This window comes from Mycobacterium appelbergii, assembly GCF_032883035.1.
Taxonomy (GTDB): Bacteria; Actinomycetota; Actinomycetes; order Mycobacteriales; family Mycobacteriaceae; genus Mycobacterium; species Mycobacterium appelbergii.
In genome coordinates, this window is the sequence record NZ_JAMQTH010000011.1 from 236794 (window position 1) to 251513 (window position 14720).

Sequence of the window (14720 nt, forward strand, 5' to 3'; positions counted from 1 at the left end):
ACGACGAAAGGGAGCACATGACCACCGCGCCAGATCCATACGAGAACCTGCCCCAGCTGCCCACTTTCACGTTGACCTCGGAATCGGTCACCGACGGGCAGCCGCTGTCAAACGACCAGGTCAGCGGGATCATGGGGGCCGGCGGATCCGACGTGTCACCGCAACTGAGCTGGTCGGGCTTCCCGGCCGAGACCCGCAGTTTCGCGGTCACGGTGTACGACCCGGATGCCCCCACCGCGTCGGGCTTCTGGCACTGGGCGGTTGCCGACCTGCCCGCAACGGTCACCGAGCTGCCCGCCGGAGCCGGTGACGGCAGCGAGTTGCCCGGTGGGGCCGTCACCCTGGCCAATGACGCCGGCCAGAAGCGCTACATCGGAGCCGCGCCGCCTGCCGGCCACGGTCCGCACCGGTACTACATCGCCGTGCACGCGCTCGGCGTGGACAAGCTCGACCTGCCCGACGGCGCGACGCCGGCCTACCTCGGGTTCAACCTGTTCGGCCAGGCCATCGCCCGCGTGGTCATTCACGGCACCTACGAGCAAAAATAGGTTTTTCTGCCGACAAAAACGCCTTTATCTGCGGGACTGGCTTTTTCTGGGAACTGACGTATGGTCTCGAGTGAGTGATTGCCACTTCGAAAGACGAGGAGCGACAATGGCTGACAAACGTAAGAACCTGAAAAAACCGGCTCAGACCATCAAGGAGCGTCGCGCTGAAAAGCGTGACCGCGCAGCCGATGCAGGTGAATTCATCCGCAAACGTAAAAGTCACGCTTGACCGAAATTAATGGCATCTCCAATTGTCGGCGACCCGCCGGAAGAATTTCTTCCGGCGGGTCAGCGCATTGCGGATCCGACCGCCTCGGTCAACGAGGTGAAACCGCCGGCGTGTAGCCGCTGCGCGATGCCGTCGTGAATGTGTCTGGCCCACAAACCGCCGCCGTAGATGAAGCCGGTGTAGCCCTGCAGCAGTGAGGCGCCCGAGACGATCCGGTCCCAGGCGTCATCAGCCGTCTCGATGCCGCCCGCGCTGATCAACACCAACCGGTCACCCACGCGGCCGTACAGCCGGCGCAGCACCTCCGCGGAGCGACGGGCCACCGGACGGCCCGATATCCCACCGGAGCCGAGGTCGGCGATGTCCGGGGTGGCCAGCCCGTCTCGGGACACCGTGGTATTGGTGGCGACGATGCCGGCCAACCCCAATTCGACTGCCAGATCCGCGATTTCGTCGATGTCAGAGTCCGACAGGTCGGGGGCGATCTTCACCAGCACCGGTGCGGAGGTCTGGGCCTTGACCGCGGCCAGGATCGGCCGCAGCGACGCCACCGCCTGTAGGTCCCGTAGCCCGGGAGTGTTGGGTGAGCTCACGTTGACGACCATGAACGAGGCCGACCCGCCCAGCAGCCGCGCGCTCTCGGCGTAGTCCTGCACCGCGTCCTCGGGCGGGGTCACCTTTGTCTTGCCGATGTTCACCCCGATCGGCACCTCTGGGGTGTGGGCGGCCAGCCGCCCGGCCAGTGCGCCCGCGCCGTCGTTGTTGAAGCCCATCCGGTTGAGCAGCGCGTGGTCCTCGGGCAGCCGGAACAGCCGCGGCCGGGGGTTGCCCGGTTGCGGCTGCGCGGTGACGGTGCCGACCTCGGCGTAGCCGAACCCCAGCGCACCCCAGGTGGTCAGGCCACGGCCGTTCTTGTCGAAGCCGGCGGCAAGCCCCATCGGGCCGGGAAATCGCACCCCGAACACGGTGCTGGCCAGGATCGGATCGCGGGGCGCCAAGCGCCGGGTCAGCATGCGGCGCAGCGGGGCGGGGCCGGTCGCGAGACGCAGCAGGGCGAACACCCATACGTGGATCCGCTCGGCGGGCGCCAGGAACAGCGCGCGCCGCAGCGCGGCGTACATCACAGCGCGGGCTGGTCGGGTGTGCCGGGCATGGTGGCGGCGGACTTCCTACGGCGTAGCAGCACGCGTCGGCTCCCGTCTGTATAGGCCCGCACCCTGGTCAGTTCCCAGCCGCGGTACTCCGCTTCGATCGACAGCCGGATGGAGGCGCTGATCCTGGTCACATCGGGTGGTAGCCGCAGCGGCACCCAGTCGTACTCCTCGGAGAGATCCTCGGCCACCACCTTGTCCCAACCTGCGGGGAGCCTGCCCCGCTGGATGGCGGTCATGGCTTGGCCGCATTCGGGATCACCTGTACGCCCGCTCCCGAGCCGGACACCACGTACAGGGTGCCGGATTGATCGTCGAAGGCCAGGGAGTCGGGTTGCTGCACGGTTCGATAACGCACCTTTTCGATGGGTATGCCGGTAGCAAGATCGTAGCCAATCACGGTGTTGGTGGCCGTTTGTGACACCCAGGCCAGGTTCGAGGAGCCGGCCAGCCCGTACGGAGCGGCCCGCACCGGGTAGCGCTGTCGCAGGATGAGCGGGTCGGTGCCGTACACCAGCAGTTCGTCACCGCGGGTGTCGGCCACCAGTACCCGACCGGCCGGATCGGTGGCCATCGTGGTGGCCCCTTCGCCTGCCCGCAGCGCGTGTTCGGCCTTGGTGCCGGTGGGGTCCACCGTCGTCACCGAGGTCTGGCCGCGGTCGAGAACCACGGCGGTATCGCCCTGGGTGACAAGCGCGTCCACCCTGGCGAAGATCTTGAGCCGGGCGCCGACGGTGTTCTCGGAGTTCAACGTGTAGACCGCCCCGTCGGCGCTGCCGAGCACCAGGTTGCCGTCGGCGCGCCGGGCGATCGCGGTGAAGTCGACATCTTCGCTGCCCTCGATGCCGACATCGGTCACCGACGCGTCCTTGATGTTCACCCGGAAGTAGCCACCGCGGGTGGCCAGCAGCAGCCGCCCGCTCGGGTCGCCTGCCAATGCGCTCGCCGCGGCGGGCAGCAGCACGGTGCGCGCCGGTTCGCTGCCCGCCAGCAAGGTCAGTGTCGATTGTCCGGCGGGCCCGGGTGCGAGCACGGCCAGCGTGCCCGTTGCTGGATCGAACAATGCGGACTGGGCGTCGCCGCCGACCGGGCGGACCTGGCCGTCGGGATCCCCGGTGACCGGCGGTGACACCGCGGCCTCCGCGGGCACGATGGTGGGCGGCGGCGTGTCGGCGGGATTGTCCGAACAGCCTGCCGTGAGCAGCAGTGCCAGTGCAGCCACGCCGGCGAGGATCGGCTGACCTGCGGGTATAAGGCGCAATGGATGGCTCTCGCTCGGAATGGATGGTGGTCGAGTCAGTCTAGGCAAGCCGCAGGCGGGCATTTGGCTGCGTCTGCCCGCGTGGTTGCATAAGCAAGAGTATGGTGCCAATCATGACCCTCGCCGCAGACCGGGAAATCGACGGCCGAGAGTTTGCTATCGAGGATATTTCCACGGGCGTTCACGCCAGTGGGTTCGGCCAGGTCGGTGATGGACGCACGTTCTCCTTCTATATCGAGCGTCAGCAGTTGGTGATCGAGGTGTACCGGCCCCGCCTGTCGGGCCCGGTGCCGGCCGAAGAGGACGTGGTCGCCCTCGCTGCCCGCAAACTCACCGATATCGACCTCACCGATGAACGCAGCCTGTCGGCCACCGTGCGTGATGCGGTTGCCGACGCGCAGCCGGTACCGCGCCCCGCTCGCTGAGCTTCACCCCCACGGTACGGTCGTCGTCGTGACTGACGTGCCGGCGGCCATGTCGTGGCTGCAAGTGATCGTGCTCTCGATTGTGCAGGGACTCACCGAGTTTCTGCCGGTCTCCTCGTCGGGTCATCTCGCCATCACCTCGCGCGTGTTCTTCGACGACGACGCGGGCGCATCGTTCACCGCGGTCACGCAGCTGGGTACCGAACTGGCCGTGTTGGTCTATTTCGCCCGCGACATCGGCCGGATCGTCAAGGCGTGGTTCGCGGGCCTGTTCGACGCCGCCCGCCGCAACGTCGACTACCGCCTCGGCTGGTACGTGATCATCGGAAGCATCCCGATCGGGTTGTTCGGATTGTTGTTCAAGGACGAGATCCGTACCGGCGCACGCAATTTGTGGCTTGTCGCCTCGGCACTCATCGTGTTCTCGGTGGTGATCGCGGCGGCGGAGTACTTCGGCAGGCAGGTCAGGCACGTCGAGAAGCTGACCTGGCGCGACAGCATCATCGTCGGCCTGGCCCAGTGCCTGGCCCTGGTGCCGGGCGTGTCGCGGTCCGGCGCGACGATCAGCGCAGGCCTGTTCCTCGGATTGGACCGCGAACTCGCGGCCCGGTTCGGGTTCCTGCTCGCCATTCCCGCGGTGTTCGCGTCAGGGCTGTTCTCCCTGCCTGACGCCTTCCATCCGGTCGGGGAGGGGATGAGTGCCAGCGGACCGCAGTTGTTGGTGGCGACGTTGATCGCGTTCGCGGTGGGGCTGGCCGCGGTGGCCTGGTTCCTGCGTTTCCTGGTGTCGCACGGCATGTACTGGTTCGTCGGCTACCGGGTGCTGCTCGGCGTGGTCATACTCGCGCTGTTGGGCACCGGGGTGGTGGCGGCGCAGTGACCGTCATCCTGCTGCGGCACGGCCGCTCGACCTCGAACACCGCGCACACACTGGCCGGTCGCTCGGTCGGCGTCGATCTGGACGAGCGCGGCGCCGAACAGGCTGCGACCGTGGTGGCCCGCATCGGCGAATTACCGGTGCGGGCGATCGTGCGGTCCCCGCTGCTGAGATGCGAGCGCACCGTGGCGCCGTTGGCCGGCGCGCTCAACCTGGAGCCGATCGTCGACGAGCGGCTCACCGAGGTCGACTACGGCGCCTGGACGGGCCGCAAGATCGCCGATCTGATGAAAGAACCTCTGTGGTCGGTGGTGCAGCAGCAGCCGAGTGCGGCGGTGTTCCCCGACGGCGAGGGTCTGGCCCAGGTGCAGGCGCGCGCGGTCGCCGCGGTCCGCGGACACGACCGGGCCCTGGCCGAGCAGCATGGAACCGATGTGCTCTGGGTGGCCTGTACGCACGGCGACGTCATCAAGGCGGTGCTGGCCGACGCGCTCGGGGTGCACCTGGACGGCTTTCAGCGCATCACCGCCGACCCGGCCTCGATGAGTGTGATCCGCTACACCGATGTGCGGCCATTTGTCGTGCATACCAACCACACCGGTGGACAGCTCAGCGCTGGACTCGCCGCAAAACCGACACAGGATGCGGTCGTCGGCGGGTCCACCGACTGACCGCCACGCTCCGTACCGGTATTTTGGAAGGTGCCATGGCCCGCGCAATTCACGTCTTCCGCATGCCCGACCGCTTTGTGGCCGGCACTGTCGGTCAGCCCGGTAACCGGACGTTCTACCTGCAGGCCGTCCACGACACCCGGGTGATCTCGGTGATGCTGGAGAAGCAGCAGGTCGCCGTGCTCGCCGAGCGCATCGACGCGTTGCTGGCCGAGGTCAACCGCCGGTTCGGCACGCCGATCCCGCCGGAGACCGGGGACGTGGGGGATCTGCGACCCCTGGTCACCCCGGTCGACGCCGAGTTCCGGGTGGGGACCATGGGGCTGGGCTGGGATTCGGAAGCGCAGACGATCGTGGTGGAACTGCTCGCGGTATCCGACGGCGAGTTCGACGCCTCGGTGGTGCTCGATGACGCCGAGGAGGGCCCCGACGCCGTACGGGTGTTCTTGACCCCCGAGTCGGCCAGGGAGTTCGCGGCGCGGTCCAACCGGGTCATCTCGGCCGGCCGGCCGCCGTGCCCGCTGTGCGAGGAGCCGCTCGACGCGGACGGACACATCTGTGTGCGCACCAACGGCTACCGGCGCGGTGAGCTGGCCGGACCCGGTGATGACGTCGAGGGCTGACGGCGAGCCCGACGACGGCGAGACCTTGGCCGGCGGCGAGCTGACGGTGATCGGCCGGATCCGTTCGGCCAGCAATGCCACCTTCCTGTGCGAAGCGCACCTGGGCGCGCGCACGGTGCACTGCGTGTACAAACCGGTGGCGGGCGAGGCCCCGCTGTGGGACTTCCCGGACGGCACCCTGGCGGGCCGCGAGCGTGGCGCCTATCTGGTATCGGTGGCACTCGGATGGAATGTCGTGCCACACACCATTATTCGGGACGGCCCGGCTGGGCAGGGCATGCTTCAGCTGTGGGTCGATCAGCCGGGGGACCAGGTCGGTGACGAGCCGGAAGGAGGCCCCGATCTGGTGGATCTGCTTCCGCCTGGCCGAATCCCGCCCGGCTTCCTGCCGATCCTGCAGGCCTACGACTACGCAGGCGACGAGGTGACGCTGGTGCACGCCGACGACGTCCGGTTGTTCCGGATGGCGGTGTTCGACGTGCTCATCAACAACGCCGACCGCAAGGGCGGACACATCCTGGCCGGCACCGACGGCCAGGTGTACGGCGTCGACCACGGGGTCAGCCTGCACGTCGAGGACAAGCTGCGCACGGTGCTGTGGGGTTGGGCAGGCAAACCCATCGACGATGACACGCTGGCCGCGGTCGCGGCGCTGCGGGAGGGGCTGCGCGCAGACCTCCGCGAGCAACTGTCCGAGCACATCACCGGACGTGAGATCAACGCACTGAGGTCCAGAGCGGTTGCTCTGTTGGACCGTCCGGTGATGCCGACCCCGGACCGGCACCGGCCCATTCCCTGGCCCGCGTTCTAGGCCCCGATCAGGCGCCAATTCGCGGCGCCACCGATACTGGCTCAATGCACTCGACCGATGCCGACCTGGCCGCCGAAGTGGCCAAGGAGGCCGGCGAACTGCTGATGGGCATTCGGGAGGAGATCGGTTTCTACGATCCGTACTACCTCGGAGACGAAGGGGACCGGCGCGCCAACGCGCTGATCCTGGCCCGGTTGGCGCAGGCCCGGCCGACCGATTCGGTGCTCAGCGAGGAAGCCACTGATGACTTGTCCAGGGTCGACGCCGACCGTGTGTGGATCGTCGACCCCGTGGACGGCACCAGGGAATTCTCCATGCCGCGGCGCGAGGACTGGGCGGTGCACATCGCACTGTGGCAGCGCACGCGGGCCGGCGGCCCCGGCCTGACCGACGCTGTCGTGGCCCTGCCTGCGCGCGGTGAGGTGTACCGCAGCGACACCGTCGTCCCGCCACCACCACGCGGCGGCGGGCCGATCCTGATCACCGCGAGCTCAAGTCGGCCACCGGCGGTGCTGTGGCGGATCCGCGAGCACCTCGATTTCCAGATGGTGCGGATCGGCTCAGCGGGGGCCAAGGCGATGGCGGTGGTACGTGGCGATGTCGACGCGTACATCCATGCCGGTGGGCAGTGGGAGTGGGATTCGGCGGCGCCGGCGGGTGTGGTGTGGGCCGCGGGTCTGCACGCTTCCCGGTTGGACGGCTCGGAACTGGTGTACAACCGCGCCGACCCGTACCTGCCCGACTTCGTGATGTGTCGTCAGGAGCTCGCTCCGCTGCTGCTCGACGCGATCGGAGCGGCGTGATGGCCGTCCGGGAATGGATCGGCGACCGCCGTTGTCTGTCTTCGATGAACTGTGCGCGGCGATCTACCGGTGGGAGGCTGTCCTGAGCGAGCACCTTAGAGTCGAGGCCATGCAATCGTGGTCTGTGCCGGAGGTCCCGGTGTTGGGCGGGCAAGGTCCGCAGTTGCGGCTCTACGACAGCGCCGACCGGCAGGTCCGGCCGGTGACGCCGGGTCAGCGGGCGACGATGTACGTGTGCGGGATCACCCCGTACGACGCCACGCACCTGGGCCACGCTGCGACGTACCTGACATTCGACCTGGTGCACCGACTGTGGCTGGATGCCGGGCACACCGTGCATTACGTGCAGAACATCACCGACGTCGACGATCCGCTGTTCGAGCGGGCCGCGCGCGACGGCATCGGCTGGCGTGAGCTCGGAGACCGCGAGACACAGTTGTTCCGTGAGGACATGGCCGCATTACGGGTGCTGCCGCCGCACGACTACGTGGCCGCCACCGACGCCATCGCCGAGGTCATCGAATTGGTCGAGAAGCTACTGGCTTCCGGCGCCGCGTATGTCGTCGACGACCCCACGTACCCCGATGTGTACTACCGGGCCGACGCCACCACCCAGTTCGGCTACGAGTCCGGTTACGACCGCGAGACCATGTTGCGGTTCTTCGCCGAACGGGGCGGCGACCCCGAGCGTGGCGGCAAGGCCGACAAACTCGATGCGTTGTTGTGGCTTTCGGAGCGCCCCGGTGAACCGAGCTGGCCGTCGCCCTTCGGTCCCGGCAGGCCGGGCTGGCACGTGGAGTGTTCGGCGATCGCGCTCAGCCGCATCGGCACCGGTCTCGACATCCAGGGCGGCGGCAGTGATCTGATCTTCCCTCACCACGAGTTCTCGGCCGCGCACGCCGAATCGGTCACGGCGCAAAGACGTTTCGCCCGCCACTACGTGCACGCCGGGATGATCGGCTGGGACGGGCACAAGATGAGCAAGAGCCGTGGAAACCTGGTGCTGGTGTCGCAGTTGCGCGCCGATGGGGTGGACCCGTCGGCGGTGCGGCTTGGTCTGTTCGCGGGCCATTACCGCGCCGACCGGTCCTGGAGCCCGCAGGTTCTCGACGAGGCCAACGCTCGGCTCGCCCAGTGGCGACGCGCGGTGCGACTGCCCGCCGCCCCGGATGCGACCGACGTGGTGGCGCGGGTGCGCCAGTATCTGGCCGACGATCTTGACACTCCCAGAGCCCTTGCCGCACTTGATGGTTGGTGCACCGACGCATTGACCTTCGGCGGCCACGACACCGAGGCCGGCCGGACGGTGGCGACCGCGGTCGACGCGCTGCTGGGTGTAGACCTGTAACACCCGTCGGCGTACGTTGACCGTCATGAGCTCAATGAACGGCAAGGTCGTCCTCATCACCGGCGGCGCCCGCGGGGTCGGTGAAGAGGTGGCCCGGCGCTTGCGGCGCAAGGGCGCCAAACTGGTGCTCACCGACGTCGACGTGGAACCGCTGGCCGCGCTGGCAGCCGAACTCGGCGGCGACGAGCACGTGCTGACCGCGGTCGCCGATGTCAGGGATCTGCCCGCCATGCAACGGGCGGTGGATGCGGCCGTGGGGCGCTTCGGGGGCATCGACGTCGTGATGGCGAACGCCGGTATCGCCAGTTTCGGATCGGTGCTGCAGGTGGACCCGGAGGCGTTCAAAAGGGTCATCGACATCAATGTGGTCGGCGTGTTCAACACGGTCCGCGCCGCACTGCCGTCGGTCATCGAGCGGCGTGGGTATGTACTCGTGGTGTCCTCGTTGGCGGCGTTCACCTCCGCACCCGGCCTGGCCGCCTACCACGCCTCGAAGGCCGGCGCCGAGTACTTCGCCAACACGCTGCGCCTCGAAGTCGCCCACCGCGGTGTCGACGTGGGTTCGGCGCACATGAGTTGGATCGACACCCCGTTGGTGCAGGACGCCAAATCGGATCTCGGGACGTTCCGGGAGATGCTCAGGCGGATGCCGGGGCCGCTCAAGCAGACCACCACAGTCGCCAAATGTGGGGAAGCCTTTGTCAAGGGCATCGAGGGCCGCAAGAGCCGCATCTACTGCCCGGAATGGGTCGGGCTGTTCCGCTGGATCCGGCCGGTTGTCGCCACGCCACTCGGTGAGCGCGACATCCGCAGGTTCACCCCCGAGCTGCTGCCCGAACTCGACGCCGAGGTCGCTGCGCTGGGCCGGTCGACCAGCGCCCGCACCGAGGCCCTGGAGAAGTAGCCCGCTCAGCGGGCTGTATCCGAATGGCCGCTCAGCGGCCTCTGCGGCGCAGGTAGCGTTCGAACTCGGCCGCCAGCGCGTCGCCGTCGATCTTGCCCAGCACCTCGTGCATGTCCACCTCGGCGTCACCGCGTTCTTCGAGCGAGGTGACGTACTCGGCGATCTCCTCGTCCTCGGCGGTCATCTCGGTGACCGCTTCCTCCCACTCCTCGGCGGCGGCGGGCAGGTCGGCCAACGGCACCTCGACGTCGAGCACATCCTCGACCCGGCGCAGCAGGGCGACGGTCGCTTTCGGATTGGGTGGTTGTGACACGTAGTGGGGGACCGCCGCCCAGAACGTCACCGCAGGGATGCCGGCCTGCACGCAGGCGTCCTGGAACACCCCGGCGATTCCGGTGGGGCCCTCGTAGCGGGTCTCCTCCAGACCGAAGAGCTTCGCCGAATCCGACGAGTACGCCGCGCCGGACACCGGGACCGGACGGGTGTGCGGGGTGTCGGCCAGCAGGGCGCCGAGGATGACCACGGTCTGCACGTTGAGCTTGTCGGCGATGGCCAGCAACTCGGCGCAGAAGGTCCGCCATCGCATGTTGGGTTCCACGCCGTGCATCAACACCACATCACGGGTGCTGCCGGGTGGTCTGCAGTGCGATATCCGCATCGAAGGCCACACCAACTCGCGGGTCACGCCGTCGACCTGGCGGATCACCGGCCGGTTCACCTGATAGTCGTAGTACGACTCGTCATCGATCTGGACGATCGGTTCGGCCTCCCAGATCGAATCCAGGTGATCCAGCGCGTCGCTGGCCGCGTCGCCGGCATCGTTCCAGCCCTCGAAGGCCGCCACCACGATGGCGTCCTGCAGTTCGGGCAGTTCGAGAGACCGACCAGCGTTCGGATATGACGGCGTCACACTGCCAGCGTAAGCCCTGCGTGACGCTGTCTGTGCTTGTGCGCAGCGCCGTTTGCGGAGCTTGGTCGAAGAACAGGTTGCATAGACGGACTACCCTGTCGATGTGACTGCTGTTGACGATTCCACCCGGGTGCTGGTGGGCGCTGGAGCCGTGGGCACCCAGCTGCACCATCGCAACCATTTCGAGGCGGCCGCCGACGCGGTCGAGGCGAAATGCGTTCGCCTGCAATCCAGCTAGCTGTGGTGATCGCAGAGACGAGTTGGGCGTCCAGACCTCGACGGAGTGACGACGTAGACTTTTCTGGTCGAGAGGCGTTGCAACGGGTCCGGGCTCTGCCGGTATCCGCCACGCTCGGCAGAGATAAGGACGCCTTCCGCTATGGAAGGAGCGCACATGAATGCGTCTGAGTCGAATATCTCTGAGTCGAACACCTTCGCGCCGAACATCCGCCCCGACTGCACCGACGAACTCACCGCAGCTCTGCGCCGCCGGATCGTGGTGATCGACGGCGCGATGGGCACCGCGATCCAGCGGGACCGCCCGGACGAGGCCGGCTACCGAGGCGACCGGTTCACGGAGTGGCCCACCGCGCTTCAGGGCAACAATGATCTGCTCAACCTGACGCAGCCGCAGATCATCGAGGGGATCCACCGCGAGTACCTCGAGGCGGGCGCCGACATCCTGGAGACCAACACGTTCAACGCGAACGCGATCTCCCTCTCCGATTACGACATGTCGGATCTGGCTTACGAGCTGAACTACGCAGGCGCCGCCCTGGCGCGCGCGGCCTGCGACGAGTTCAGCACCCCGTCCAAGCCCCGCTACGTCGCGGGCGCGATCGGGCCGACAACGCGCACCGCGTCGATCTCGCCGGACGTCAACGATCCGGGGGCCCGCAACATCTCCTACGACCAGTTGGTTGCCGCCTACCTCGAGGCCGCCAACGGTCTGGTCGACGGCGGCGCCGACCTCCTCCTCATCGAGACGATCTTCGATTCGCTGAACGCCAAGGCCGCGGTGTTCGCCGTCGAGACGCTGTTCGAGGACCGGGGGCGCCGCTGGCCGTTGATCATCTCGGGCACCATCACCGACGCGTCCGGGCGGACGTTGTCCGGTCAGGTCACCGAGGCGTTCTGGAACGCGATCAGGCACGCCAAGCCGATCGCGGTGGGCCTCAACTGTGCCCTGGGCGCCCCGGAGATGAGGCCCTACATCGCCGAAATGGCGAGGATCGCGGACACCTTCATCTCCTGCTACCCGAACGCGGGCCTGCCCAACGCCTTCGGCGAGTACGACGAGGACCCGGAGCATCAGGCCGGCTACATCGCCGAGTTCGCCGAGGCCGGCCTGGTCAACCTGGTCGGTGGGTGCTGCGGAACCGCGCCCGAGCACATCACCGAGATCGCCAAGGTGGTCGACGGCACGCCGCCGCGCGAGCTCCCGGAGATCCCGGTGGCCACCCGGCTCTCGGGCCTGGAGCCGCTCAACATCACCGACGACTCCCTGTTCGTGAACATCGGTGAGCGCACCAACATCACCGGCTCCGCCCGGTTCCGCAACCTGATCAAGGCCGAGGACTACGACACCGCGCTGTCGGTGGCCTTGCAGCAGGTCGAGGTCGGTGCGCAGGTCATCGACATCAACATGGACGAGGGCATGATCGACGGCGTCGCCGCGATGGACCGGTTCACCAAGCTGGTCGCCTCCGAGCCGGACATCAGCCGCGTCCCGGTGATGATCGACTCCTCCAAGTGGGAGGTCATCGAGGCGGGCCTGAAGAACGTGCAGGGCAAGCCGATCGTGAACTCGATCTCCATGAAGGAGGGCGAGGAGAAGTTCATCCGCGAGGCCCGGCTGTGCCGCAAGTACGGTGCCGCCGTCGTCGTGATGGCCTTTGACGAGCAGGGGCAGGCGGACAACCTGGAGCGCCGCAAGGCGATCTGCGGGCGCGCCTACCGGATCCTGACCGAAGAGGTCGGCTTCCCGGCCGAGGACATCATCTTCGATCCGAACTGCTTCGCGCTGGCCACCGGCATCGAGGAGCACGCGACGTACGGGATCGACTTCATCGAGGCCTGCGCCTGGATCAAGGAGAACCTGCCCGGGGTGCACATCTCCGGCGGCATCTCGAACGTGTCGTTCTCGTTCCGCGGCAACAACCCCGTCCGCGAGGCCATCCACGCGGTGTTCCTGTTCCACGCCATCAAGGCCGGGCTGGACATGGGCATCGTCAACGCGGGTGCGCTGGTGCCGTACGACTCGATCGACCCCGAGCTGCGGGACCGGATCGAGGACGTCGTGCTCAACAGGCGTGAGGACGCGGCCGAGAGGCTGCTGGAGATCGCGGAGCGGTTCAACAAGTCGGAGAAGGCCGACGACCCGACTGCAGCGGAGTGGCGCAGCCTGCCGGTTCGCGAGCGGATCACCCACGCCCTGGTGAAGGGCATCGATGCGAACGTCGATGACGACACCGAGGAGTTGCGGGCCGAGATCGAGGCAGCGGGCGGTCGCCCGATCGAGGTGATCGAGGGCCCGCTGATGGACGGCATGAACGTCGTCGGTGACCTGTTCGGCGCGGGCAAGATGTTCCTGCCCCAGGTGGTGAAGTCGGCGCGGGTGATGAAGAAGGCCGTCGCGTACCTGCTGCCGTACATCGAGGCCGAGAAGGAGGAGCTGGGTACTACCGCCGATAAGGATACGAACGGCACGATCGTGATGGCGACCGTCAAGGGCGACGTCCACGACATCGGTAAGAACATCGTCGGGGTCGTCCTGCAGTGCAACAACTACGAAGTGATCGACCTCGGTGTGATGGTGCCCGCCCAGAAGATCCTGGACGCGGCGAAGGAGCACGACGCCGACATCATCGGGCTATCCGGCCTGATCACCCCGTCGCTGGACGAGATGGTCAACTTCGCCGTCGAGATGGAGCGTCAGGGGCTGGAGATCCCGCTGTTGATCGGTGGCGCGACCACCTCGCGTGCGCACACGGCCGTGAAGGTGGCGCCCCGTCGTAGCGGTCCGGTGGTCTGGGTCAAGGACGCGTCCCGCTCCGTGCCGGTCGCCGCGGCGCTGCTCGACGACAAGCAGCGGCCGGCGCTGCTGGAGGCCACCGCGAAGGATTACGCGTCGCTGCGGGAACGGCATGCGCAGAAGAACGAGCGGCCGATGCTGACGCTGGAGAAGGCGCGGGCCAACCGGACGCCGATCGAGTGGGACGGCTACACGCCGCCGGTGCCCGCCCAGGGTCTCGGAGTGCGCGAGTTTCTGGAATACGACCTCGCCGAGTTGCGCGAGTACATCGACTGGCAGCCGTTCTTCAACGCCTGGGAGATGAAGGGCCGCTTCCCCGACATCCTCAACAACCCGGTCTCGGGTGAGACGGCCCGCAAGCTGTACGACGACGCCCAGGAGATGCTCGACACCCTGATCAAGGAGAAGTGGCTGACGGCCAACGGGGTGATCGGGTTCTTCCCGGCCAACGCGGTCGGCGACGACTTCGAGGTGTACACCGATGAGTCCCGTACCGAGGTGCTGACCACGTTGCACAATCTGCGCCAGCAGGGAGAGCACCGGGCCGGCATCCCGAACCGGAGTCTCGGTGACTACATCGCGCCCAAGGAAACCGGGGTGCCCGACTTCATCGGCGCTTTCGCCGTCACCGCGGGGCTCGGCAGCCAGGACAGGATCGTCGAATTCAAGGCCGCCAACGACGATTACAGCGCGATCCTGCTGGAGTCGCTCGCCGACCGGCTGGCAGAGGCGTTCGCCGAACGGCTGCACCAACGGGTTCGCAAGGAGTTCTGGGGATTCCAACCTGATGAGCAGCTGGACAACGAGGCGCTCATCGGTGAGAAGTACGTGGGAATCCGCCCCGCCCCCGGCTATCCGGCGTGCCCGGAGCACACCGAGAAGGCGACCCTGTGGGAGTTGATGGACGTGAGCGCGCGGACCGGCATCGAGCTGACCGAGTCGATGGCGATGTGGCCCGGTGCAGCCGTCAGCGGCTGGTACTTCTCGCACCCGCAGTCCCAGTACTTCGTGGTCGGACGGATCGCCCAGGACCAGGTCGCCGACTACGCGAAGCGCAAGGGCTGGACCCTGGCCGAAGCCGAGCGCTGGCTCTCCTCCAACCTCGCCTACAACCCGGAAGACTGA

Annotated in this window: 16 protein-coding genes; 12 read left to right on the top strand and 4 right to left on the bottom strand. The window is 67.5% G+C overall.

Annotated features, from left to right (window positions below):
* Positions 1-17 precede the first annotated feature (17 nt).
* Both M1247_RS24935 and M1247_RS24940 read left to right on the top strand, forming a co-directional pair.
* The gene (locus tag M1247_RS24935) at positions 18-548 is read left to right on the top strand and encodes a YbhB/YbcL family Raf kinase inhibitor-like protein (protein ID WP_317159071.1); all 531 of its coding nucleotides are present in this window, start codon (positions 18-20) and stop codon (positions 546-548) included.
* Between the two features lie 106 nt (positions 549-654).
* Entirely contained in the window at positions 655-777 is a 123-nt protein-coding gene (locus M1247_RS24940; RefSeq protein ID WP_317159072.1) for a hypothetical protein, read from the top strand.
* Between the two features lie 59 nt (positions 778-836).
* Here the strand turns inward: M1247_RS24940 and M1247_RS24945 are convergent, their stop codons facing one another.
* The 3 genes from M1247_RS24945 to M1247_RS24955 are packed head-to-tail and all read right to left on the bottom strand — an operon-like array spanning position 837 to position 3228.
* Entirely contained in the window at positions 837-1898 is a 1062-nt protein-coding gene (locus M1247_RS24945; RefSeq protein WP_317159073.1) for a quinone-dependent dihydroorotate dehydrogenase, read from the bottom strand.
* A complete protein-coding gene (locus M1247_RS24950) occupies positions 1898-2167 on the bottom strand; it encodes a DUF5703 family protein (RefSeq protein ID WP_317159074.1) in 270 nt (89 codons plus the stop codon). The genes M1247_RS24945 and M1247_RS24950 overlap by 1 nt, the downstream gene beginning before the upstream one ends.
* Positions 2164-3228, bottom strand: coding sequence for a YncE family protein (locus tag M1247_RS24955; protein ID WP_410506936.1), 1065 nt, complete (start codon positions 3226-3228; stop codon positions 2164-2166). Before M1247_RS24955 ends, M1247_RS24950 begins: the two co-directional genes overlap by 4 nt.
* A gap of 74 nt (positions 3229-3302) precedes the next feature.
* On the opposite strand from M1247_RS24955, the gene M1247_RS24960 reads away from it, so the two are divergent.
* The 8 genes from M1247_RS24960 to M1247_RS24995 all read left to right on the top strand — a co-directional run bounded on the left by M1247_RS24960 (position 3303) and on the right by M1247_RS24995 (position 9651).
* On the top strand, positions 3303-3614 hold the full coding sequence (locus M1247_RS24960) for a hypothetical protein (protein WP_317159076.1): 312 nt from the start codon (positions 3303-3305) through the stop codon (positions 3612-3614).
* A 49-nt stretch (positions 3615-3663) separates the two neighbouring features.
* Positions 3664-4494 carry an undecaprenyl-diphosphate phosphatase gene (locus tag M1247_RS24965; protein ID WP_317159129.1) on the top strand — a complete coding sequence of 277 codons (831 nt, stop codon included), beginning with the start codon at positions 3664-3666 and terminating at the stop codon, positions 4492-4494.
* Positions 4491-5162 carry a histidine phosphatase family protein gene (locus M1247_RS24970; protein ID WP_317159077.1) on the top strand — a complete coding sequence of 224 codons (672 nt, stop codon included), beginning with the start codon at positions 4491-4493 and terminating at the stop codon, positions 5160-5162. Before M1247_RS24965 ends, M1247_RS24970 begins: the two co-directional genes overlap by 4 nt.
* Before the next feature lie 35 nt (positions 5163-5197).
* Positions 5198-5785, top strand: a complete 588-nt coding sequence (locus tag M1247_RS24975; RefSeq protein WP_317159078.1) for an Rv2134c family protein — start codon at positions 5198-5200, stop codon at positions 5783-5785.
* Entirely contained in the window at positions 5769-6596 is an 828-nt protein-coding gene (locus M1247_RS24980; protein WP_317159079.1) for an Rv2133c family protein, read from the top strand. The genes M1247_RS24975 and M1247_RS24980 overlap by 17 nt, the downstream gene beginning before the upstream one ends.
* Positions 6597-6640: 44 nt before the next feature.
* Positions 6641-7399 (top strand): 3'(2'),5'-bisphosphate nucleotidase CysQ, encoded by a 759-nt coding sequence (locus M1247_RS24985; RefSeq protein WP_317159080.1) that lies wholly within the window; start codon positions 6641-6643, stop codon positions 7397-7399.
* 109 nt (positions 7400-7508) lie between these two features.
* Positions 7509-8747 carry a cysteine--1-D-myo-inosityl 2-amino-2-deoxy-alpha-D-glucopyranoside ligase gene (gene mshC, locus M1247_RS24990; RefSeq protein ID WP_317159081.1) on the top strand — a complete coding sequence of 413 codons (1239 nt, stop codon included), beginning with the start codon at positions 7509-7511 and terminating at the stop codon, positions 8745-8747.
* Positions 8748-8772: 25 nt separating this feature from the next.
* Positions 8773-9651 (top strand): SDR family oxidoreductase, encoded by an 879-nt coding sequence (locus tag M1247_RS24995; RefSeq protein WP_317159082.1) that lies wholly within the window; start codon positions 8773-8775, stop codon positions 9649-9651.
* Positions 9652-9682: 31 nt separating this feature from the next.
* On the opposite strand, the gene M1247_RS25000 is transcribed toward M1247_RS24995, so the two are convergent.
* Positions 9683-10561, bottom strand: coding sequence for a PAC2 family protein (locus tag M1247_RS25000; protein ID WP_317159083.1), 879 nt, complete (start codon positions 10559-10561; stop codon positions 9683-9685).
* Positions 10562-10664: 103 nt separating this feature from the next.
* Between M1247_RS25000 and M1247_RS25005 the strand changes: the two genes are divergently transcribed.
* Together M1247_RS25005 and metH are read left to right on the top strand one after the other, a co-directional pair.
* Positions 10665-10799 carry a hypothetical protein gene (locus M1247_RS25005; protein WP_317159084.1) on the top strand — a complete coding sequence of 45 codons (135 nt, stop codon included), beginning with the start codon at positions 10665-10667 and terminating at the stop codon, positions 10797-10799.
* Between the two features lie 156 nt (positions 10800-10955).
* The gene (gene metH / locus M1247_RS25010) at positions 10956-14720 is read left to right on the top strand and encodes a methionine synthase (RefSeq protein ID WP_317159085.1); all 3765 of its coding nucleotides are present in this window, start codon (positions 10956-10958) and stop codon (positions 14718-14720) included.

What these genes read in the sequence shown, in the direction of transcription:
- M1247_RS24935 (WP_317159071.1), top strand. Translation starts at nt 18, where the DNA reads ATGACCACCGCGCCAGATCCATACGAGAACCTGCCCCAGCTGCCCACT.
- M1247_RS24940 (WP_317159072.1), top strand. Translation starts at nt 655, where the DNA reads ATGGCTGACAAACGTAAGAACCTGAAAAAACCGGCTCAGACCATCAAG.
- M1247_RS24945 (WP_317159073.1), bottom strand. Translation starts at nt 1,898, where the DNA reads ATGTACGCCGCGCTGCGGCGCGCGCTGTTCCTGGCGCCCGCCGAGCGG.
- M1247_RS24950 (WP_317159074.1), bottom strand. Translation starts at nt 2,167, where the DNA reads ATGACCGCCATCCAGCGGGGCAGGCTCCCCGCAGGTTGGGACAAGGTG.
- M1247_RS24960 (WP_317159076.1), top strand. Translation starts at nt 3,303, where the DNA reads ATGACCCTCGCCGCAGACCGGGAAATCGACGGCCGAGAGTTTGCTATC.
- M1247_RS24965 (WP_317159129.1), top strand. Translation starts at nt 3,664, where the DNA reads ATGTCGTGGCTGCAAGTGATCGTGCTCTCGATTGTGCAGGGACTCACC.
- M1247_RS24975 (WP_317159078.1), top strand. Translation starts at nt 5,198, where the DNA reads ATGGCCCGCGCAATTCACGTCTTCCGCATGCCCGACCGCTTTGTGGCC.
- M1247_RS24980 (WP_317159079.1), top strand. Translation starts at nt 5,769, where the DNA reads ATGACGTCGAGGGCTGACGGCGAGCCCGACGACGGCGAGACCTTGGCC.
- M1247_RS24985 (WP_317159080.1), top strand. Translation starts at nt 6,641, where the DNA reads ATGCACTCGACCGATGCCGACCTGGCCGCCGAAGTGGCCAAGGAGGCC.
- mshC (WP_317159081.1), top strand. Translation starts at nt 7,509, where the DNA reads ATGCAATCGTGGTCTGTGCCGGAGGTCCCGGTGTTGGGCGGGCAAGGT.
- M1247_RS24995 (WP_317159082.1), top strand. Translation starts at nt 8,773, where the DNA reads ATGAGCTCAATGAACGGCAAGGTCGTCCTCATCACCGGCGGCGCCCGC.
- metH (WP_317159085.1), top strand. Translation starts at nt 10,956, where the DNA reads ATGAATGCGTCTGAGTCGAATATCTCTGAGTCGAACACCTTCGCGCCG.